At 53.5% G+C, this 17,718-nt stretch carries 17 protein-coding genes; 5 read left to right on the forward strand and 12 right to left on the reverse strand.

From position 1 onward, the window contains the following. Positions 1 to 377: 377 nt before the first annotated feature. Both phoR and phoB read right to left on the reverse strand, forming a co-directional pair. Positions 378 to 1,673: a phosphate regulon sensor histidine kinase PhoR gene (gene phoR, locus J1G48_RS17085; protein ID WP_000893646.1), complete on the reverse strand. Its 1,296-nt coding sequence runs from the start codon at positions 1,671 to 1,673 to the stop codon at positions 378 to 380. A 69-nt stretch (positions 1,674 to 1,742) separates the two neighbouring features. Beyond that, positions 1,743 to 2,432: a phosphate response regulator transcription factor PhoB gene (gene phoB / locus J1G48_RS17090; RefSeq protein WP_000113921.1), complete on the reverse strand. Its 690-nt coding sequence runs from the start codon at positions 2,430 to 2,432 to the stop codon at positions 1,743 to 1,745. 214 nt (positions 2,433 to 2,646) lie between these two features. Here phoB and sbcD point away from each other — a divergent pair, with 214 nt between their 5' ends. The 3 genes from sbcD to araJ all read left to right on the forward strand — a co-directional run bounded on the left by sbcD (position 2,647) and on the right by araJ (position 8,331). Further along, positions 2,647 to 3,849, forward strand: a complete 1,203-nt coding sequence (sbcD, locus tag J1G48_RS17095) for an exonuclease subunit SbcD (RefSeq protein WP_001221260.1) — start codon at positions 2,647 to 2,649, stop codon at positions 3,847 to 3,849. After that, positions 3,846 to 6,986: an exonuclease subunit SbcC gene (gene sbcC / locus J1G48_RS17100; RefSeq protein WP_001676513.1), complete on the forward strand. Its 3,141-nt coding sequence runs from the start codon at positions 3,846 to 3,848 to the stop codon at positions 6,984 to 6,986. Before sbcD ends, sbcC begins: the two co-directional genes overlap by 4 nt. 172 nt (positions 6,987 to 7,158) lie before the next feature. After that, positions 7,159 to 8,331 carry an MFS transporter AraJ gene (gene araJ / locus J1G48_RS17105; RefSeq protein ID WP_000755625.1) on the forward strand — a complete coding sequence of 391 codons (1,173 nt, stop codon included), beginning with the start codon at positions 7,159 to 7,161 and terminating at the stop codon, positions 8,329 to 8,331. Positions 8,332 to 8,352: 21 nt separating this feature from the next. On the opposite strand, the gene mak is transcribed toward araJ, so the two are convergent. Further along, positions 8,353 to 9,261 carry a fructokinase gene (gene mak, locus J1G48_RS17110; RefSeq protein WP_001219273.1) on the reverse strand — a complete coding sequence of 303 codons (909 nt, stop codon included), beginning with the start codon at positions 9,259 to 9,261 and terminating at the stop codon, positions 8,353 to 8,355. A gap of 125 nt (positions 9,262 to 9,386) precedes the next feature. Between mak and rdgC the strand changes: the two genes are divergently transcribed. Then, on the forward strand, positions 9,387 to 10,298 hold the full coding sequence (gene rdgC / locus J1G48_RS17115) for a recombination-associated protein RdgC (RefSeq protein WP_000964305.1): 912 nt from the start codon (positions 9,387 to 9,389) through the stop codon (positions 10,296 to 10,298). A 37-nt stretch (positions 10,299 to 10,335) separates the two neighbouring features. On the opposite strand, the gene ppnP is transcribed toward rdgC, so the two are convergent. From ppnP to J1G48_RS17140, 5 genes are all read right to left on the reverse strand, one after another. Beyond that, entirely contained in the window at positions 10,336 to 10,620 is a 285-nt protein-coding gene (gene ppnP / locus J1G48_RS17120) for a pyrimidine/purine nucleoside phosphorylase (RefSeq protein ID WP_000941953.1), read from the reverse strand. 70 nt (positions 10,621 to 10,690) lie between these two features. Continuing rightward, a complete protein-coding gene (locus J1G48_RS17125) occupies positions 10,691 to 11,368 on the reverse strand; it encodes an AroM family protein (RefSeq protein ID WP_001276437.1) in 678 nt (225 codons plus the stop codon). Positions 11,369 to 11,618: 250 nt separating this feature from the next. Beyond that, positions 11,619 to 11,810, reverse strand: coding sequence for a protein YaiA (gene yaiA, locus J1G48_RS17130; protein ID WP_001143161.1), 192 nt, complete (start codon positions 11,808 to 11,810; stop codon positions 11,619 to 11,621). Positions 11,811 to 11,836: 26 nt separating this feature from the next. Further along, on the reverse strand, positions 11,837 to 12,382 hold the full coding sequence (gene aroL / locus J1G48_RS17135) for a shikimate kinase AroL (protein ID WP_000983569.1): 546 nt from the start codon (positions 12,380 to 12,382) through the stop codon (positions 11,837 to 11,839). Positions 12,383 to 12,566: 184 nt separating this feature from the next. After that, a complete protein-coding gene (locus J1G48_RS17140) occupies positions 12,567 to 13,022 on the reverse strand; it encodes a YaiI/YqxD family protein (RefSeq protein ID WP_000158143.1) in 456 nt (151 codons plus the stop codon). A 139-nt stretch (positions 13,023 to 13,161) separates the two neighbouring features. On the opposite strand from J1G48_RS17140, the gene proC reads away from it, so the two are divergent. Further along, the gene (gene proC, locus J1G48_RS17145) at positions 13,162 to 13,971 is read left to right on the forward strand and encodes a pyrroline-5-carboxylate reductase (RefSeq protein ID WP_000412192.1); all 810 of its coding nucleotides are present in this window, start codon (positions 13,162 to 13,164) and stop codon (positions 13,969 to 13,971) included. Between the two features lie 14 nt (positions 13,972 to 13,985). Here proC and adrA read toward each other — a convergent pair whose 3' ends face one another. From adrA to J1G48_RS17165, 4 genes are all read right to left on the reverse strand, one after another. Then, entirely contained in the window at positions 13,986 to 15,098 is a 1,113-nt protein-coding gene (adrA, locus tag J1G48_RS17150; RefSeq protein ID WP_000484083.1) for a diguanylate cyclase AdrA, read from the reverse strand. 91 nt (positions 15,099 to 15,189) lie between these two features. After that, positions 15,190 to 15,510 (reverse strand): phosphate starvation-inducible protein PsiF, encoded by a 321-nt coding sequence (psiF, locus tag J1G48_RS17155; protein ID WP_000705166.1) that lies wholly within the window; start codon positions 15,508 to 15,510, stop codon positions 15,190 to 15,192. A 348-nt stretch (positions 15,511 to 15,858) separates the two neighbouring features. Beyond that, on the reverse strand, positions 15,859 to 16,119 hold the full coding sequence (iraP, locus tag J1G48_RS17160) for an anti-adapter protein IraP (protein ID WP_001518423.1): 261 nt from the start codon (positions 16,117 to 16,119) through the stop codon (positions 15,859 to 15,861). Positions 16,120 to 16,415: 296 nt separating this feature from the next. Further along, on the reverse strand, positions 16,416 to 17,627 hold the full coding sequence (locus J1G48_RS17165; RefSeq protein WP_000446774.1) for a multidrug efflux MFS transporter: 1,212 nt from the start codon (positions 17,625 to 17,627) through the stop codon (positions 16,416 to 16,418). Positions 17,628 to 17,718: the final 91 nt, after the last annotated feature.

A 17,718-nucleotide genomic window follows, 5' to 3' on the forward strand; every position in this document is an offset into this window, starting at 1 on the left:
TAAACATTAAAATTTTTGCCTTTCCCGGAGGATTATAAAGCGGCGTTTTTTATCAATTTCAGCGGGAAAAGCTCCCGGACCGATGCGGCGAAGAATTGTTTTTCGATTTACCGCGCAAATGCAGTCGTAATGACAGCACCTGAAGCGCAATTTAAACGCTTATAACGTTTTAAAGCAAGGTGGGATCTAAAAACCAGATGAATATAGCGATATGAAATTTACAACCAGAATAAAACACCATTCTCATGAAAAAGTTATGGCTAATCATGCGAACAAAAAATCACCAAACGTTGAATGTTTCAACGAGCCCGTCTTAACTGCAAAGAAAATAAGCCAGCATCCGCTGGCTTATGGAAAGTTATACTTACGAAAGGCAATTAATCGCTATTTTTGGCAATTAAACGTTCCGGCAGCACAAAGCTAAATCGCGTTCCTTTGCCAGGCGAACTGTCGATTTCAAGGCGGCTTTCATGGTGATTCAACGCATGTTTCACAATCGCCAATCCCAGGCCGCTGCCGCCCGTTTGCCGCGAACGCGCTTTATCGACGCGGTAGAAGCGTTCGGTCAGACGAGGAATATGCTCGGCAGCAATCCCCGGACCGTTATCTTGAATGCAAAATTCAGCGCCATGCACGACACGTCGCCAGCTCACCGTAATATGCGTTCCCGCCGGCGTATGGTTTACCGCGTTATACACCAGGTTTGAGATCGCGCTACGTAGCTGCTCTTCGTTGCCCAGAACGCTAAGACTATCGTCGACCTCAAACGTAAAGGTATGTTTCTGCTGGCTGAGCGTCTGCGCTTCACGCTCCACGACCCGCAGCATCATCGGTACATCCACTTTTTCATTTAATAACAGCGCCGGGGCCGCCTCAATTTTAGACAGCGTAAGCAGTTGTTTTACCAGCCCTTCCATACGATACGTTTGCTCGCGCATCGTATGCAGCGCTTTCTCTCGCGTCGCCCCTTCCAGCGCCTGTTCCTGCATCATTTCCAGATAGCCTTGCAATACCGTCAAGGGCGTACGCAACTCATGGCTAACGTTGGCGAAAAAGTTACGTCTGGCGCCTTCAAGCTGATGCATTTGCGTCACATCGCGCGCCACCATCAGGAGTTGTTTATCGGTATAAGGCATGACGCGGATCTCCAGGTGCCGCCCGGTATTGAGCACCAAATGAAGCGGACGGGTGAAATCACGCGTTTTTAAATACTGGGTAAACTCCGGATAACGCAGTAGATTGAGAATATTCTGCCCGTTGTCATCCGGCCAGCGTAGCCCCAGTATCTGTTGCGCCAAACCGTTACACCAAAAAATGCCGCCCTCTTCTGTGGTCAGTACCACGGCATCAGGCAGCGACTCCGCGCCACTGCGAAAACGTTTAATCAGGTTCCCCAGCTCGCGGCGACGCTTCTTATTTCGCAACTGCATCTGGTGTAAACCGTATAACAGCGGTTCCCAACTTCCCCGTCCCGGCGGCGGCGTCATACTTCTGTCGACCCAAAGCCACCAGGAGAGGCGTAACAAATTCCAGAAATGCCAGACAAGCAGTCCCGTCACCGCCGCCAGTAAAAACCACGGCAGATAACCAAAAAAAGCGCTAAGGATAAGCGCGGGGATGCAACAGAGCACCAGCTCCAGCACCAGCCTTTTCCATGACAGCCGTTCCAGCACGCGTCATACTCCCTCAAGAATGGAAAGCCTTCTCCGCCAGAAACCTGTGTTCTACTGGCGGAAAAGGCATTAAAAGCGGGTCGAAAAACGATACCCTGTCCCGCGTACCGTTTGCACCATCCGGTCGTGGCCGCTGTGCTCCAGCGCCTTACGCAAACGGCGAATATGCACGTCGACCGTCCGGTCTTCAACGTACACATTGGTGCCCCAGACATGATTGAGTAGCTGCTCGCGACTGTAAACCCGTTCCGGGTGCGTCATAAAGAAATGGAGTAATTTAAATTCGGTCGGCCCCATATCCAGCGGGCTGTCGCCGGTCATCACGCGGTGAGAGCCGGGATCAAGGCTCAGTCCCTGCATCTCGATCACCTCTTCGACCGCCATCGGCGAGATGCGCCGCATAACGGCTTTAATGCGCGCCACCAACTCCTTGGGGGAAAACGGCTTGGTAATGTAATCGTCAGCGCCGGTTTCCAGCCCGCGCACACGATCTTCTTCCTCACCTCTTGCGGTCAGCATAACCACAGGAATATCCCGGGTCATGGCTTCACGTTTGAGATGTTTAATAAACTGTAACCCTGACCCGCCGGGCAACATCCAGTCAAGAAGGATGAGATCCGGCCAGGGTTCATTAAGTTTATTCACCGCACTGTCATAATCTTCGGCTTCTACGGGCTGAAAGCCATTTTGTTCGAGCACGAAGCACACCATTTCACGGATCGGCGCCTCATCTTCTACGACCAGAATACGTCTCGCCATAATTTGCCCTGTTAGTCGTTAGTTATCAATGCCGCGCCATTATGCGTCAGATTTATGACAGATTTATGAAAAAAAAAGGCGGCATTGACAGCATGTTGATGATTTATGACACCGGTGAAACCGTGCATTACCGTGTACCGGCGGTAAATTGCGCCCAAAAATGGAAGGGATGACGTGTATAATCCCGTTCACGCTTTTTTTGCATGGAACAATTATGCGCATCCTCCACACCTCTGACTGGCATCTGGGACAAAATTTCTACAGTAAAAGCCGCGCCGCGGAGCATCAGGCTTTTCTGGACTGGCTGCTGGAGACCGCGCAGGCCCATCAGGTGGATGCCATTATTGTCGCTGGCGATATTTTTGATACCGGTTCGCCGCCAAGCTATGCCCGAGAACTTTATAACCGTTTCGTCGTTAATTTACAGCAAACGGGCTGTCATCTGGTGGTGCTGGCCGGTAATCATGATTCCGTCGCCACGCTAAACGAGTCGCGCGACATTCTGGCGTTTCTCAATACAACCGTGATCGCCAGCGCGGGCTATGCGCCGCGGCTACTTCATCGTCGCGACGGTTCTCCGGGCGCCGTACTGTGCCCCATTCCCTTTTTGCGCCCGCGCGACATTATTACCAGTCAGGCGGGGTTATCCGGCAGCGAGAAACAGCAGCAACTTCTTCATGCGATTGCCGATTATTATCAACAGCAGTATCAGGAAGCGTGCCAGCTACGCGGCGAACGAAAGCTGCCGGTTATCGCGACGGGACATTTAACCACCGTCGGCGCCAGCAAAAGCGATGCGGTTCGCGACATTTATATCGGTACGCTGGATGCCTTTCCGGCGCAGCATTTCCCCCCCGCAGATTATATCGCATTAGGACACATTCACCGCGCGCAATGTGTCGGCGGCACGGAGCATATCCGCTATTGCGGCTCGCCCATCGCCCTCAGCTTTGATGAGTGCGGCAAAAGCAAATGCGTGCATCTGGTGACCTTCGACCAGGGGAAATGGCAAAGCACCGAAAGTCTGGCTGTCCCCGTGACTCAACCGTTGGCGGTTTTAAAAGGCGACCTGGCATCAATTACCGAACAGCTTGAGCAGTGGCGCGGCGTTGAGCAATCGCCCCCCGTCTGGCTGGATATTGAAATCACAACCGATGACTATCTGCACGATATCCAACGCAGAATACAGACATTAACGGAGTCACTCCCCGTAGAGGTATTACTGGTGCGCCGTAGCCGCGAACAGCGCGAGCGCTCGCTGGCGAACGAGCGGCGGGAAACATTAAGCGAGCTTAGCGTGGAAGAGGTTTTTGCGCGGCGTCTGGCGCTGGAAGCGTTAGATACCCCGCAGCGCGAGCGCCTGAATCAGCTCTTTTCCAGCACGCTCTACGCGTTGAATGAGGAGCATGAGGCATGAAAATTCTCAGTTTGCGTCTGAAAAACCTGAACTCGCTGAAAGGAGAATGGAAGGTCGATTTTACCGCCGAACCGTTTGCCAGTAACGGGTTATTCGCCATTACCGGCCCGACCGGCGCGGGAAAAACCACCTTGCTTGACGCCATCTGCCTGGCGTTGTACCACGAAACGCCGCGCCTGAATACGGTATCGCAATCGCAAAACGATTTGATGACGCGCGATACGGCGGAATGTCTGGCCGAAGTGGAGTTTGAGGTAAAAGGCGAAGCCTGGCGCGCGTTCTGGAGCCAGAACCGAGCCCGAAATCAGCCTGACGGCAATCTCCAGGCCCCACGCGTGGAGCTGGCGCGGTGTTCAGACGGAAAGATCTTTGCCGATAAGGTAAAGGATAAACTGGAGATGATCGCCACGTTGACCGGGCTGGACTACGGGCGCTTCACCCGTTCGATGTTGTTATCACAGGGGCAGTTCGCCGCCTTTCTTAACGCCAAAGCGAAAGAGCGCGCAGAGCTTCTGGAGGAGCTCACCGGCACTGAGATTTACGGGCAGATCTCCGCACAGGTATTTGAAAAACATAAATCAGCCCGTCTCGAACTGGAAAAGTTACAAGCGCAGGCCAGCGGCGTCGCCCTATTGGCGGACGAACAGTTACAGCAACTGGAAGCTAGTTTGCAGGCGCTTACTGACGAAGAGAAACGCCTGCTGGCCGACCAGCAGGTACAGCAGCAGCACCTTCACTGGCTGACCCGAAAAAACGAGCTCCACACTGAATTACACGCCCGGCAGCAGGCGCTGTACGCGGCACAAGAGGCGCGAGAAAAAGCGCAGCCGCAGCTCGCGGCGTTGACTCTGGCGCAACCCGCTCGCCAGTTGCGCCCGCATTGGGAGCGCATTCAGGAACAAACCCGCGCCGTTGAGCGTGTTCGCCAGCACAGTGATGAAGTGAATGCTCGCTTACAAAGCGCGTATCGCCTGCGCCGGCGTATCCGCGCCTGCGCGCATCGACAATTCACGCAACTGAACACCACAGGGCAGCGGTTGAAGACATGGCTGGCGGAACACGACGGCATCCGCATCTGGCGCAGCGAACTGGCGGGGTGGCGAGCATTATTAACACAACAATCCCACGATCGGGCGCAACTGAGCCAATGGCAACAGCAGTTGCTGAGCGATACGCGTCAGCGTGATGCGCTACCGCCGCTCACGCTCGACCTCACGCCACAGGCGCTGGCGGAAGCCAGGGCATTGCATACTCGGCAGCGTCCGCTACGCCATCGTCTCGCCGCGCTTCAGGGGCAAATTCTCCCGAAACAAAAGCGTCAGGCGCAGCTACAGGCAGCTATCGCGCGTCATCATCAGGAACAGGCGCAATACACCCAACGTCTGGCGGATAAGCGCCTGAGTTATAAGACTAAAGCGCAGGAGCTTGCGGACGTTCGCACTATTTGCGAGCAGGAGGCGCGCATCAAAGATCTGGAAAGCCAGCGGGCGCACTTACAGTCCGGCCAGCCGTGCCCGCTTTGCGGCTCGACGACACACCCCGCCATCGCCGCCTATCAGGCGCTGGAGCTGAGCGCGAATCAAACCCGCCGCGACGCGCTGGAAAAAGAGGTCAAAACGCTGGCGGAAGAAGGCGCTGCGCTGCGAGGACAGTTAGATGCCTTAACGCAACAATTACAGCGGGATGAAAGCGAGGCGCAGTCGTTGTTGCAGGAGGAGCAAGCGCTTACTGAGGAATGGCAAACGCTGTGCGCTACGCTGGGCGTTCAGCTCCAGCCGCAAGAAGACCTCGCGGGCTGGCTGACCGCCGCGGAAGAGCATGAGCAACAGTTGGATCAGCTCAGCCAGCGTCATGCTCTACAAACGCAAATCGCGGCGCATACTGAACAGGTAGCGCGCTTTACCGCGCAGATTGCGCAGCGTCAGGCGTCGCTGACGGCTGATTTGGCGCAGTATACGCTTTCCCTTCCAGCGCCAGAAGACGAGGCTTCGTGGCTGAATGAGCGCGCCGACGAAGCGAAAATATGGCAACAGCGTCAGACCGAGTTCGCGGATTTGCAAATGCAGATCGACAGGCTTGCCCCGTTGCTGGAGACGCTACCGCAAACGGATACCGCGGATTCCGACGACGACGTGCCGCTGGATAACTGGCGGCAGGCGCATGATGAGTGCGTGTCATTACAAAGCCAGTTGCAAACCCTGCAGGAACAGACGACGCAGGAGCAGCAGCGCGCCGCCGAGGCGATAGCGCACTTTGATGCGGCGTTAAAAAATAGCCCGTTTGACAGCCAGGCAACGTTCCTGGCGGCGTTGCTGGATGAAGAGACCGTGACCCGTCTGGAAAAACAACAACAAACGCTGGAAAGTCAGCTACAACAAGCGAAGGCGTTAAGCGCGCAGTCCGCGCAGGCGCTGGCTGACCATCAGCAACAGCCGCCCGCTGGTCTGGACCCAACGTGTACGGCGGAGCAGCTCGCGCAGCGGCTGACGCAGTTGGCGCAACAACTGCGCGAAAACACGACACGCCAGGGGGAAATCCGCCAGCAAATTAAACAGGATGCAGATAATCGGCAGCGCCAACGCGCGCTGATGGCGGAAATGAAGCAAGCCTCTCAGCAAGTGGAAGACTGGGGCTATCTCAATGCGCTGATCGGCTCTAAAGAAGGTGATAAGTTCCGCAAATTCGCCCAGGGACTGACGCTGGATAATCTGGTCTGGCTGGCGAATCATCAGCTCACCCGCCTGCATGGCCGCTATTTATTGCAGCGCAAAGCCAGCGACGCGCTGGAACTGGAGGTTGTCGATACCTGGCAGGCCGACGCCGTGCGCGATACGCGAACGTTATCAGGCGGCGAAAGTTTCCTGGTCAGCCTGGCGCTGGCGCTGGCGTTATCAGATTTGGTCAGCCATAAAACGCGCATTGATTCTTTGTTCCTCGACGAAGGCTTCGGCACGCTTGATAGCGAAACGCTGGACGCCGCGCTGGATGCGCTCGACGCGCTGAATGCCAGCGGGAAGACCATCGGTGTGATTAGCCACGTGGAAGCCATGAAAGAACGTATCCCTGTGCAGATAAAAGTGAAAAAAATCAATGGGCTTGGTTATAGCAAACTGGACAAAGCGTTTGCCGTGGAGTAACGCGAATGTCATCCTGCACACAGCATACCGTCATGACATAGCATAATAATGAATACACAAAGACGAATAAGGAATGGTATTACCTCGCGCTTATCCGCAAGCTATACGTTGATTGGCTGTGACAATTCATAGCCGCAGCGCGCGACATGCGTCTTCATTTTCGGCAGGTGGTATGAAAAAAGTTATTTTTTCTTTGGCGCTGGGTACGTTCGGCCTGGGGATGGCCGAGTTTGGCATTATGGGCGTGCTGACGGAGCTGGCACGCGATGTCGGAATAACGATTCCCGCCGCCGGGCATATGATCTCGTTTTACGCCTTCGGCGTCGTGCTGGGCGCGCCTGTTATGGCGCTCTTTTCCAGCCGCTTTTCGCTTAAACATATACTGCTGTTTCTGGTCACGCTGTGCGTGATGGGCAATGCCATATTTACCTTTTCCTCGTCATATCTGATGCTCGCCGTCGGCAGACTGGTTTCCGGCTTTCCGCACGGCGCCTTTTTTGGCGTCGGCGCCATTGTCCTGTCAAAGATTATCCGCCCCGGGAAAGTCACCGCCGCCGTCGCGGGTATGGTTTCAGGGATGACGGTGGCGAATCTGGTGGGCATTCCGTTCGGCACTTACCTGAGCCAGGAATTTAGCTGGCGCTACACCTTTTTATTGATCGCGGTTTTCAACATCGCCGTGCTCACCGCAATTTTCTTCTGGGTGCCGGATATCCGTGACAAAGCCCAAGGCAGCCTGCGCGAACAGTTTCACTTCTTGCGTAGCCCCGCGCCGTGGCTCATTTTCGCCGCCACGATGTTCGGCAATGCGGGCGTTTTTGCCTGGTTCAGCTATATCAAGCCATTTATGATGTACATCTCCGGTTTTTCGGAGACGAGCATGACGTTTATTATGATGCTGGTCGGGCTGGGGATGGTGTTAGGCAATCTGTTAAGCGGCAAACTCTCCGGCAGATATACTCCGCTGCGCATCGCGGTAGTGACTGACCTCGTTATCGTGCTCTCTCTCATGGCGCTCTTTTTCTTCAGCGGATACAAAACGGCATCGCTGACTTTCGCGTTTATCTGCTGTGCTGGTCTGTTTGCGCTCTCTGCGCCGCTGCAAATCCTGCTGCTGCAAAACGCCAAAGGCGGCGAACTGCTGGGCGCGGCGGGAGGGCAAATCGCGTTTAATCTCGGTAGCGCGATTGGCGCCTGGTGCGGCGGGCTGATGCTGACGCTAGGTTTTGCGTACCACTATGTGGCGCTTCCCGCCGCCCTGCTCTCGTTTTCCGCCATGTCGTCGTTGCTGGTATACGGACGTCTAAAACACAAGCAGCCATCGGTCACGCCGGTTGCCGGATGACGCGCCATCCGGCTAACAACGTTACGCCAGCGGCCACAGCCAGGCCGCGCCGCGCACGCCGCTCGAATCGCCATGCCGCGCCTTACGTACCGGCGTCTCGCACTCGCCGCCAAAAACAAACGATTTCATCAGCGACGGAACCGTTTTGTACAGGCGCTCAACATTGCTCATACCGCCGCCCAGCACAATGACATCCGGATCCAGAATATTCACGACATGAGATAATGCCTTCGCCAGCCGTAGCTCATAACGGCTTATCGCCAGTTCCGCCACGGCGTCCTGCGCGTCGACCAGACGAATAATCTCATCGCCTTTTAGCGTTTTACCGCTCAAACGCTGGTAATCCGTGGCGAATCCCGTACCGGAAATAAAGGTTTCGATACAGCCTTGTTTACCGCAATAACAGGGAATTTCTTCGCGGTAACGCAACTCATCGTCATCCATCCACGGCAACGGATTGTGGCCCCATTCGCCTGCCGTACCGTTGCCGCCGATGTGCGCCCGGCCATTTAGCGCTACGCCCGCGCCGCACCCGGTACCGATAATCACCGCAAATACCGTTTGCGCCCCCGCCGCCGCGCCATCTACCGCCTCTGATACCGCCAGGCAATTGGCATCGTTGGCTAACCGCACTTCACGCTTCAGACGACGGCTCACATCGCTATCGAACGGCTGGCCGTTAAGCCACGTAGAGTTAGCGTTTTTCACCACGCCGGTGTAAGGCGAGAGAGAACCGGGAATGCCAATGCCAACGCTACCGGTCTGGCCGGTCGCCTGTTCCGCCATGTCGACCAGCGTAGCGATGGTTTCTATCGTTTGCTGATAATCCTCCCGCGGCGTAGGCAGACGATGGCGAAACCGCTGCTCTCCTGCATCATCAAGCGCAATGACTTCCGTTTTTGTGCCGCCTAAATCGATACCAATACGCACATACCGCTCCTCATTTTTTGGGAATATCAACAGGGTAGAATTCACCGTTCTGATTGGCAATGCAAGCCTGCCGACAATTCGTTACTATACCGCCTGGATTTAACGACAAGGCCGTGGAAATTATCATGCTGTGGTTCAAAAATTTAATGGTTTACCGTCTTAGCCGCGATATTACATTACGCGCCGAAGAGATGGAGAAACAGCTCGCCTCAATGACGTTTACCCCATGCGGTAGCCAGGATATGGCCAAAATGGGCTGGGTTCCGCCGATGGGCTCTCACAGCGATGCGTTAACGCACACCGCCAATGGCCAGATTATTATTTGCGCGCGCAAAGAAGAGAAAATCCTGCCATCGCCAGTGATCAAACAGGCTCTGGAGGCGAAAATCCAGAAACTGGAAGCCGATCAGGGACGCAAGCTGAAGAAGACGGAAAAAGATTCCCTGAAGGATGAAGTGTTGCATTCGTTGCTGCCGCGCGCGTTTAGCCGCTTCAGTCAGACAATGATGTGGATTGATACCGTTAACGGCCTGATTATGGTTGACTGCGCCAGCGCGAAAAAAGCGGAAGATACTTTGGCGCTACTGCGTAAAAGTCTTGGCTCGCTGCCGGTCGTCCCGCTGGCGCTGGAAAATCCGATTGAGCTGACGCTCACCGAGTGGGTGCGCTCCGGTACGGTCGCTCAGGGTTTCCAGTTGCTGGACGAAGCCGAATTGAAAGCGATGCTGGAAGATGGCGGCGTGATCCGCGCGAAAAAGCAGGATCTGGTCAGCGACGAGATCGCCGTTCATATTGAAGCGGGTAAAGTGGTCACGAAGCTGGCGCTCGACTGGCAGCAGCGCATTCAATTCGTCATGTGCGATGACGGCTCCATTAAGCGTCTGAAATTCTGCGATGAGCTGCGCGACCAGAACGAAGATATCGACCGGGAAGATTTTGCCCAACGTTTTGACGCGGACTTTATCCTGATGACCGGCGAGCTGGCGGCGCTGATTCAAAGCCTGGTGGAAGGATTAGGCGGCGAAGCGCAGCGCTAACCAGAGGGCCCCTCTCCGCCGGAGAGGGGACTCACCGTTACAAATAGCGGCACAGATACGAGGTGGGCTCAGCAACCTGGAGATGAAACTCGCTGTGGCCAGGCACGTTAAACACCTCACCGGCTGTATACACTTTCCATTCGACAGTTCCCGGCAACAGTACCTTCAACGCGCCGCTCACAACCGTCATCTCTTCGGGTTCGGCGGTGCCAAATGTATACTCCCCTTCCGCCATCACACCAACGCTGGCCCGGCCGGTGCTACTGCTGGTAAATCCAATAGACTTCACTTTCCCGGAAAAGTATTCATTGCTTTGTAGCATAATCAGGCCCCGTCTCATTATTAAATTAACACCCAATATAGAGTCCTGACGTTCGGCCTGTCACGTAAAATTAGACAAGCAGTTCTGAAGCTAACCGCGCAATCAAAACATTAGAGAGTAAAACCGGCACATCCAGCGCCTGCTGTAAAATATCCCGATGACGCTGATGAAAACCCAGACAATCCAGCATAATGACGTCCGCGCCTTGATCCAGTAGCGCCTGCCCGGCATCAATTAACTGTTGCTCAGAACCGTGAACCGGATTCGCCAGCGAATACACCGGCGGCATTTGCAATACCTGCCATTTTTTCTCCTGGGCCGCCAGAAGTTCTGCAACAGGCACAATCACGCCAACCTGATGTCCATCCACAATAGAGGCGACAAGCGGTGGAATAATACGCAGCGGTTCAAGCAAAATAGAATTACGGGCTGCCATACTTTTAATCGCCGCGGTGCTCATCAGTATAATGACATCGTAACCCTGATTATCCAGCACCTCGACAACGCTCTGTAAATCTCGCTCCACTTTCTGGCGGGAAACATGGGCTATCTGGTTATCATTCAGCAACGTCAAAAGCGGATCGTCGCCAGGCTCTACAGCGTAATCCGCCATAACGTCTTCCCGGCTCATTTTTCCCAGCAGGCTATGATGGGTGATGTGTTGTTCGTCGATGTATTCCGTCAGAAGCGGTAACACTTCGCTCATTGGCACAACGCCGATTGTGAGGATTGCCAACGACGCACTCATTTTTATTCCACCTTATTACTTCGTCGTAATTCCCGGGCAAATATTCACACGCTCACCGCGCTACCTGCCCTACAAATCTCAGAAAGCGTAGCAGCAGATGAGCAACGTATTGTGTAAAGATTCCAAATAACTCCAATATTGTATTGTTATCGCTTAATTTACGGTTTTAGTTGCCAGTATAAATGTTTCAAGAATGTGATGGAGATACAATTTAGGGGTACTCAGAATCCCTTCCGAGTGGTTCATGCGTCTATGATTTATCCGGATCTTCGTAACGTTTTTTCGCATCCATCGCTTCTTCTGCGGTCGGATGCTCGCTGATGAGCGAATCAGGTTTCGGATGGTCAGCCCGTAGCTGATACCACGTCACCGTCTGGCCCGGCGTGCCTTTTTCAATGGTGACGATATAAGCTTCCCGCGGATAAGGTGGTCTGGTTGGCATAGCGTTTCCTTTATTCTGGGTGAGCGTTAAGTATAGACATCTCCCTGTAACCGTTGCGTCGACGGCGGCAGCGCCGCAATAATTTCAGAAACGACCTGGGCCGGCGCTTTCGTCGCGTCAATAATGTAATGCGCCGTTTCGCGATACAACGCGTCACGCTGCTCAAGCACTTCCCGAACCTCTTCGCTCAACGGCTTGCCGGTGAGGGTCGGGCGCAGATCCGCTTCAGGTTCAGCCTCAAGCCGGTTAACCAGCGTGGATACCGGCGCGCACAGATAAATCACTACGCCAACACGGTGCATATAACGTCGGTTATACTCCGTGAGAATAATACCGCCTCCCGTCGCCACGACAGTCGAAGGCGCGCTTACCGCCTCCAGGGCCGCGGTTTCCCGGGCGCGGAACCCTCCCCAGCCTTCTTTTTCAACGATATCAGCGACGCTCATCTGCACGTGCGATTGCAGCCAGCGGTCGGTATCTGCAAACCGAAAACCGGTTGCCTGCGCCAGCGCCATACCGATGGTGGTTTTCCCACAGCCCCGCGGGCCAACAAGATAAAGAGGTTGCATCATAGCAGGCGTTCCCCCAGGAACTGCGCATACGCAGGATTTGATATCAGCAATGTTATAATCATATCATCTAACTAGTACAACGCATAAATGTAAATAATAATTTACACAAAGGTACTAAAGTCACAATATTAGTACTATAGCAAGAATCAGAAATGAATAAACTGTAAATTTTTCATTACAGGATTTATTTTTTACGCTGGCTTTCCAGCCACCACTTATCCAGCTCGGCGGCAAAATGCTGACGATCGCGCGGCGAGAGAGTGTTTGGCCCCCCCGTTTGTACGCCGCTGGCGCGTAGCGTGTCCATAAAGTCACGCATCGTCAGACGTTCACGAATCGTGGCGTCGCTATAGCGTTCTCCCCGGGGATTAAGAACCGCAGCGCCTTTTTCCAGCACTTCAGCCGCCAGCGGAATATCCGCGGTAATCACCAGATCGCCCGCTTTGCATTGACGCACGATTTCATTGTCCGCCACGTCAAACCCGGCGGCCACGCGGAGCGTGCGGATAAAACGCGAAGGCGGCACGCGCAAGGCCTGATTGGCAACCAGAATAAGCGGCAACTGCATCCGCTCGGCGGCGCGGTACAAAATTTCTTTAATGACATTCGGACACGCATCCGCATCCACCCAGATGGTCATAATGTCTCCCGTACGGTATACAATCTTTTATTGTCTCGCGCTTTTGTCTTTCATCAAAGTACTGTTTCTCCTTCTGCCCGTTTTCAATCCGCGTTAAGCTAACCATTCCCCATAACACACAAACATAGGGAGTGACGAGATGGAGAAGAAAATCGGTTTTATTGGCTGCGGTAATATGGGCAAGGCTATTCTTGGCGGACTGATTGCCAGCGGTCAGGTACTTCCCGGCCAGATCTGGGTCTACACCCCCTCCCCCGATAAAGTTGCCGCCCTGCATGACCAGTACGGCATTAATGCGGCGCAAAGCGCGCAGGAGGTCGCTCAGGTCGCGGATATCGTTTTCGGCGCGGTAAAACCGGGCATTATGGTGAAAGTGCTCAGTGAAATCTCCTCCAGCCTGAACAAAGACTCGCTGGTGGTCTCTATCGCCGCAGGCGTAACGCTTGATCAGCTTGCGCGCGCGCTGGGACACGACCGTAAAATCATTCGCGCTATGCCGAATACGCCGTCGCTGGTCAACGCAGGAATGACCTCCGTCACACCCAACGCGCTGGTCACACCGGAAGATACGGCTGATGTGCTGAATATTTTCCGCTGCTTTGGCGAGGCGGAGGTGATTGCTGAGCCGATGATCCATCCGGTGGTTGGCGTGAGCGGATCTTCGCCGGCCTATGTGTTTATGTTTATCGAGGCGATGGCGGACGCTGCCGTTCTGGGCGGTATGCCTCGCGCTCAGGCTTATAAATTCGCCGCGCAGGCCGTCATGGGGTCGGCGAAAATGGTACTCGAAACCGGAAAGCATCCCGGCGAACTGAAAGATATGGTGTGCTCGCCTGGCGGAACGACGATTGAAGCCGTACGCGTTCTGGAAGAACGTGGCTTCCGCGCTGCGGTAATAGAAGCGATGACGAAGTGTATGGAAAAATCAGAGGCGATCAGTAAATCCTGAAGCCCGGCTGGACGTCATGCCGCCACTTCGGTGCGGTTACGTCCGGCATTCTTTGCTTTGTAAAGCGCCATATCCGCAGACTTTAACCATTCCCGATAATGACCGATTTGTGGCGTTAACGGCGCCACGCCCACGCTGATACGTAACATGACCTGCGGCGCGCCCGGCAAGCGTAAGGTATTTAGCCGTTCATGCACTCGCGACATGGCGGTAATCGCGCTGTCTGCCGGCGTTCCGCACATAATCACCGCAAATTCGTCGCCGCCAAAGCGCCCGATAATATCACTCCCGCGTAGCGTTATCTGTAATTGACGCGTCAGGGCGATAATAGCCTCATCCCCAACATCATGTCCCCAGGTGTCGTTAATGCTCTTAAAATGATCGATGTCGATAATCAACAATGTCGCCTCCCGATGGTGGCGTCGGCTGTGATCGAATTCATTACGTAATAAAATTTCCCAGTGGCGTCGGTTATAGACGCCGGTCATGCCATCCCGCGAGCTCATCGCCTGCAAGCGTCGCTTATGTTCCGCTAATTTAATGGCCGTTTGGTAACTTACCCAGGCGAACAGCAGCGGATACAACATAATGACGGGCAAAGAGAGCGTGACTTCCAGCGACGAGCTTCGCATCGCGACAGGTAGCCCGGTAAGCTGCAACGTCACCAGACATGACGCCAGCAAAAGGCCCATTCCGACAGTGAATAGCCGCCGCCCGCCAGCGCCCATCAGATTCATGCTCATCATCATAAACAGCGCGGCGGCAGGCAACATATTGACGCCCATCAACGCGATCCACATGCCGGAGAGGATCGCATCCACTTTCAGGTTGTAAATTTCCTGGCGTAGCGGATCAAGGGCTTTCGCCGCCCACTGCCACGCCAGATGCGGCCAGACAAAAGACCAGCCGACCAGCAATAGCCACCAGCCGCCAAAGACAGGTTGCGACACTAACACGGCGGCCACCGGTAAAAACATCCCCCCTAACCCCACCGCACGCGGTAGCCTGATGCGCCGGGCGAAGCGCAACCCGGAGCGCTGACGATCATCAGGAGGGTCAGGCGGCGCTACCGCCTGTTCAACCGCTTTTCGGTAAAAATTTTCATCATTCATTATTTTTGGGAACATTTAGAAACAATTTTCCCAAATTATAGAAACAGAGCGCATGGAGGAAGTATGAAATTTCGGGTGAGTGTTTTTCAGGGCTCACCCGATAGCACTACGCCGCTTTTTTCAGGCAGGCGCTCATAAACTTGCTACGGTCATCGCCTTTCAGGGATTGTTCCGTCGCCTGAACATTGCATTCACGCATTTTCTGCTGTTGCGGCGTCAGGCTTTTCTCGCCAGGGCCTGACTGGCTGTTTTTTAGACAGTCGCTAAGGTAAGTTTTACGTGCATCGCCTTTCAACGCTTGCGCTGTCGCCTGCTGATTACAGGTCGTCATGCGCTGCTGTTGCGGTGTTAACGGTTTTTCGGTTGCGCCGACGGCGGTTAAAAAGACCAGGCCAAAAAGTAAAGTCACCAGTAATGTTATTTTCATAGCACCATCCTTTTGTCAGTGTACGCATTACACGTTGTCCCTTTGGGAAATATCCCAGGGACTTTATATAAGTCTGGCTGTTACTGGCAAAAATACCACCCGGCAGTAAAAGTATTACTTACCGTTAGCAATATATGTTTTATTGATTGACAAACCGTAGGCTAATGTGCAACTCGATTATCCACAGTCACGCAGGATGCAGAAGAACAACGCATAACGTTACACTGTTATTACCATAGCCGCTTCGTTTTTATTTTCTTCTGGTTAATACAGAGCAAAATAAAAACGAAGCGGCCAGGGCTATTTTATAAAAGTAACGTTATAACAACTGTGTTGTTTTAAATACGATTAGTGCCGGGGGTGTCTCAGCAACTTTTTTACATATTGGCGCAGCAATTCCGTATCGTGATCAGGAACGCTGGCATCCGGCTTTACGCCTTCAAGTGCCCCCTCTACCTGACGTATCAACATCTCCTGCTCGTTTTGCGCCATGTTACGTAACATTGCTGTGACGATAATCTCTAACGCTTCTACCTGAGCAACCAGTTCTTTCGACTCTTCTTCTTTTTGGGCTAGCTTAAGCAACAACTCTGCTATGAGATTTTTCATGACCATATTTCCTTATTAGTTCCAGGGTGACGTTATCACTATGAAGAACCACTGCCTAGAGGCTGAAAGTACTATTTTTATGATACAGGAAGAACTTTACACAAATAATTATCACTGTCGCCGCAGCGAAACGTTTCTCAGGCCGTAAACGAGACGATAATAAACCATCAAAAAACAATAATCACGCTATATCATAATTTAAGGTTATGCCATCTATAGAAAAACTTCACGGATAAAGAATATATCTTTTAATTTAAACCATATCGTAACGGCAGAAGTGCCGTTACGATGCACCGCTATTGGCCTTTCGCTTTTTGCGCGTTACGCCGACGACGTAACGCCAGGGTCAGTTGCCCGATATTGATCAACACGATCGCCGCCGTAGCGATAAAAACCCAGCGGAAACCGGCCATCGCCGATACCGTCGCGCCCATCAACGGCCCAACCACGTTGCCCAGGTACATAAATGACTGGTTGTAGCCAAAAATACGTCCGGTAATTTGATCGCTGGAGTATTTCACCAATAACGTTTGTACGGCGGGTAACATCGCGCCATCGGCAAAGCCTAACAAGAAACGTAACAGCCCCAGCTGGAACGGCGTGGTGACCCAGGACATCGCGAAGAAAAGCAGCACTGCGCAGATAAGCGTGGCCATCAGAATTCTTTCCGTGCCGATTCTGTCGCCAAGTTTTCCCAGGCGAGGCGCGGAGATAAGCGCAGAGATACCGGGCACCGAGGCGATTACCCCGCTAAGAAAGGCGATGTTATTACTGTCCGGCATCATTGATTTGATAAACAGCGCCAGGATTGGACTGATGGAACCATTACAGAGTTGAATGACCATCGTGGTAAAAAACAAACTGATCACCAGCGCAGGATAAGGTAACGACGCAAAAACGGCTTTACCGCTCAGGCGTTCGCTTTTCCTGATGACCGGACGCACGCCTTCTTTAATTAAAAATAGCGTGACCAGAAAGCTCACCACCAACAGCATGGCAGTAATCAGAAATACCGCCCGCAGCCCGATATGATCCGCGACAAAGCCGCCCATTAACGGCCCGCCGATAACGCCGCTGATCTGCGCGGTAGAAAGCGTACTGAGCGCCCAGCCGCTACGTTCGCGCGGTACCTGAGAGGCTACCAGCGCCATAGCATTGGGGATATAACCTGACGTTAACCCCATGATTCCGCGCAGCAGGAAAAGTTGCCAGACATGGGTCGCGAATGCCTGCAGTAGAATAGCTATCGCCATCCCGAGCGACGCGCGCAATAGCATCAGTTTACGCCCTTTGCGATCGGCGAGACTGCCCCACATCGGCGACACAATGGCGGAAATAAGAAACGTGATGCTAAACGTTAACCCGGACCACATTGATAACGCTTCATGGGAAGAGACGCCAAGCTGGGAAATATAAAGGGGTAAGAATGGCAGGATTTGGCTGATTGCCAGCCCGGTAAAAAAACATCCAAACCAAACGGAAATTAGATTAACTTTCCAGGATTCCATAAGACTCGTAACGGTAAGTAGCTGAAAATACGCGTTAGCTTAGCAAGTTCTCTTTTTCCTGGTGGTTCCAGAGGTGCGATACGTCACACTT

Origin of the sequence: Salmonella sp. SAL-020 (assembly GCF_017372215.1) — a bacterium.
GTDB lineage: Bacteria > Pseudomonadota > Gammaproteobacteria > Enterobacterales > Enterobacteriaceae > Salmonella > Salmonella enterica.

What these genes read in the sequence shown, in the direction of transcription:
- phoB (WP_000113921.1), bottom strand. Translation starts at nt 2,432, where the DNA reads ATGGCGAGACGTATTCTGGTCGTAGAAGATGAGGCGCCGATCCGTGAA.
- sbcD (WP_001221260.1), top strand. Translation starts at nt 2,647, where the DNA reads ATGCGCATCCTCCACACCTCTGACTGGCATCTGGGACAAAATTTCTAC.
- sbcC (WP_001676513.1), top strand. Translation starts at nt 3,846, where the DNA reads ATGAAAATTCTCAGTTTGCGTCTGAAAAACCTGAACTCGCTGAAAGGA.
- araJ (WP_000755625.1), top strand. Translation starts at nt 7,159, where the DNA reads ATGAAAAAAGTTATTTTTTCTTTGGCGCTGGGTACGTTCGGCCTGGGG.
- rdgC (WP_000964305.1), top strand. Translation starts at nt 9,387, where the DNA reads ATGCTGTGGTTCAAAAATTTAATGGTTTACCGTCTTAGCCGCGATATT.
- ppnP (WP_000941953.1), bottom strand. Translation starts at nt 10,620, where the DNA reads ATGCTACAAAGCAATGAATACTTTTCCGGGAAAGTGAAGTCTATTGGA.
- J1G48_RS17125 (WP_001276437.1), bottom strand. Translation starts at nt 11,368, where the DNA reads ATGAGTGCGTCGTTGGCAATCCTCACAATCGGCGTTGTGCCAATGAGC.
- yaiA (WP_001143161.1), bottom strand. Translation starts at nt 11,810, where the DNA reads ATGCCAACCAGACCACCTTATCCGCGGGAAGCTTATATCGTCACCATT.
- aroL (WP_000983569.1), bottom strand. Translation starts at nt 12,382, where the DNA reads ATGATGCAACCTCTTTATCTTGTTGGCCCGCGGGGCTGTGGGAAAACC.
- J1G48_RS17140 (WP_000158143.1), bottom strand. Translation starts at nt 13,022, where the DNA reads ATGACCATCTGGGTGGATGCGGATGCGTGTCCGAATGTCATTAAAGAA.
- proC (WP_000412192.1), top strand. Translation starts at nt 13,162, where the DNA reads ATGGAGAAGAAAATCGGTTTTATTGGCTGCGGTAATATGGGCAAGGCT.
- adrA (WP_000484083.1), bottom strand. Translation starts at nt 15,098, where the DNA reads ATGTTCCCAAAAATAATGAATGATGAAAATTTTTACCGAAAAGCGGTT.
- psiF (WP_000705166.1), bottom strand. Translation starts at nt 15,510, where the DNA reads ATGAAAATAACATTACTGGTGACTTTACTTTTTGGCCTGGTCTTTTTA.
- iraP (WP_001518423.1), bottom strand. Translation starts at nt 16,119, where the DNA reads ATGAAAAATCTCATAGCAGAGTTGTTGCTTAAGCTAGCCCAAAAAGAA.
- J1G48_RS17165 (WP_000446774.1), bottom strand. Translation starts at nt 17,627, where the DNA reads ATGGAATCCTGGAAAGTTAATCTAATTTCCGTTTGGTTTGGATGTTTT.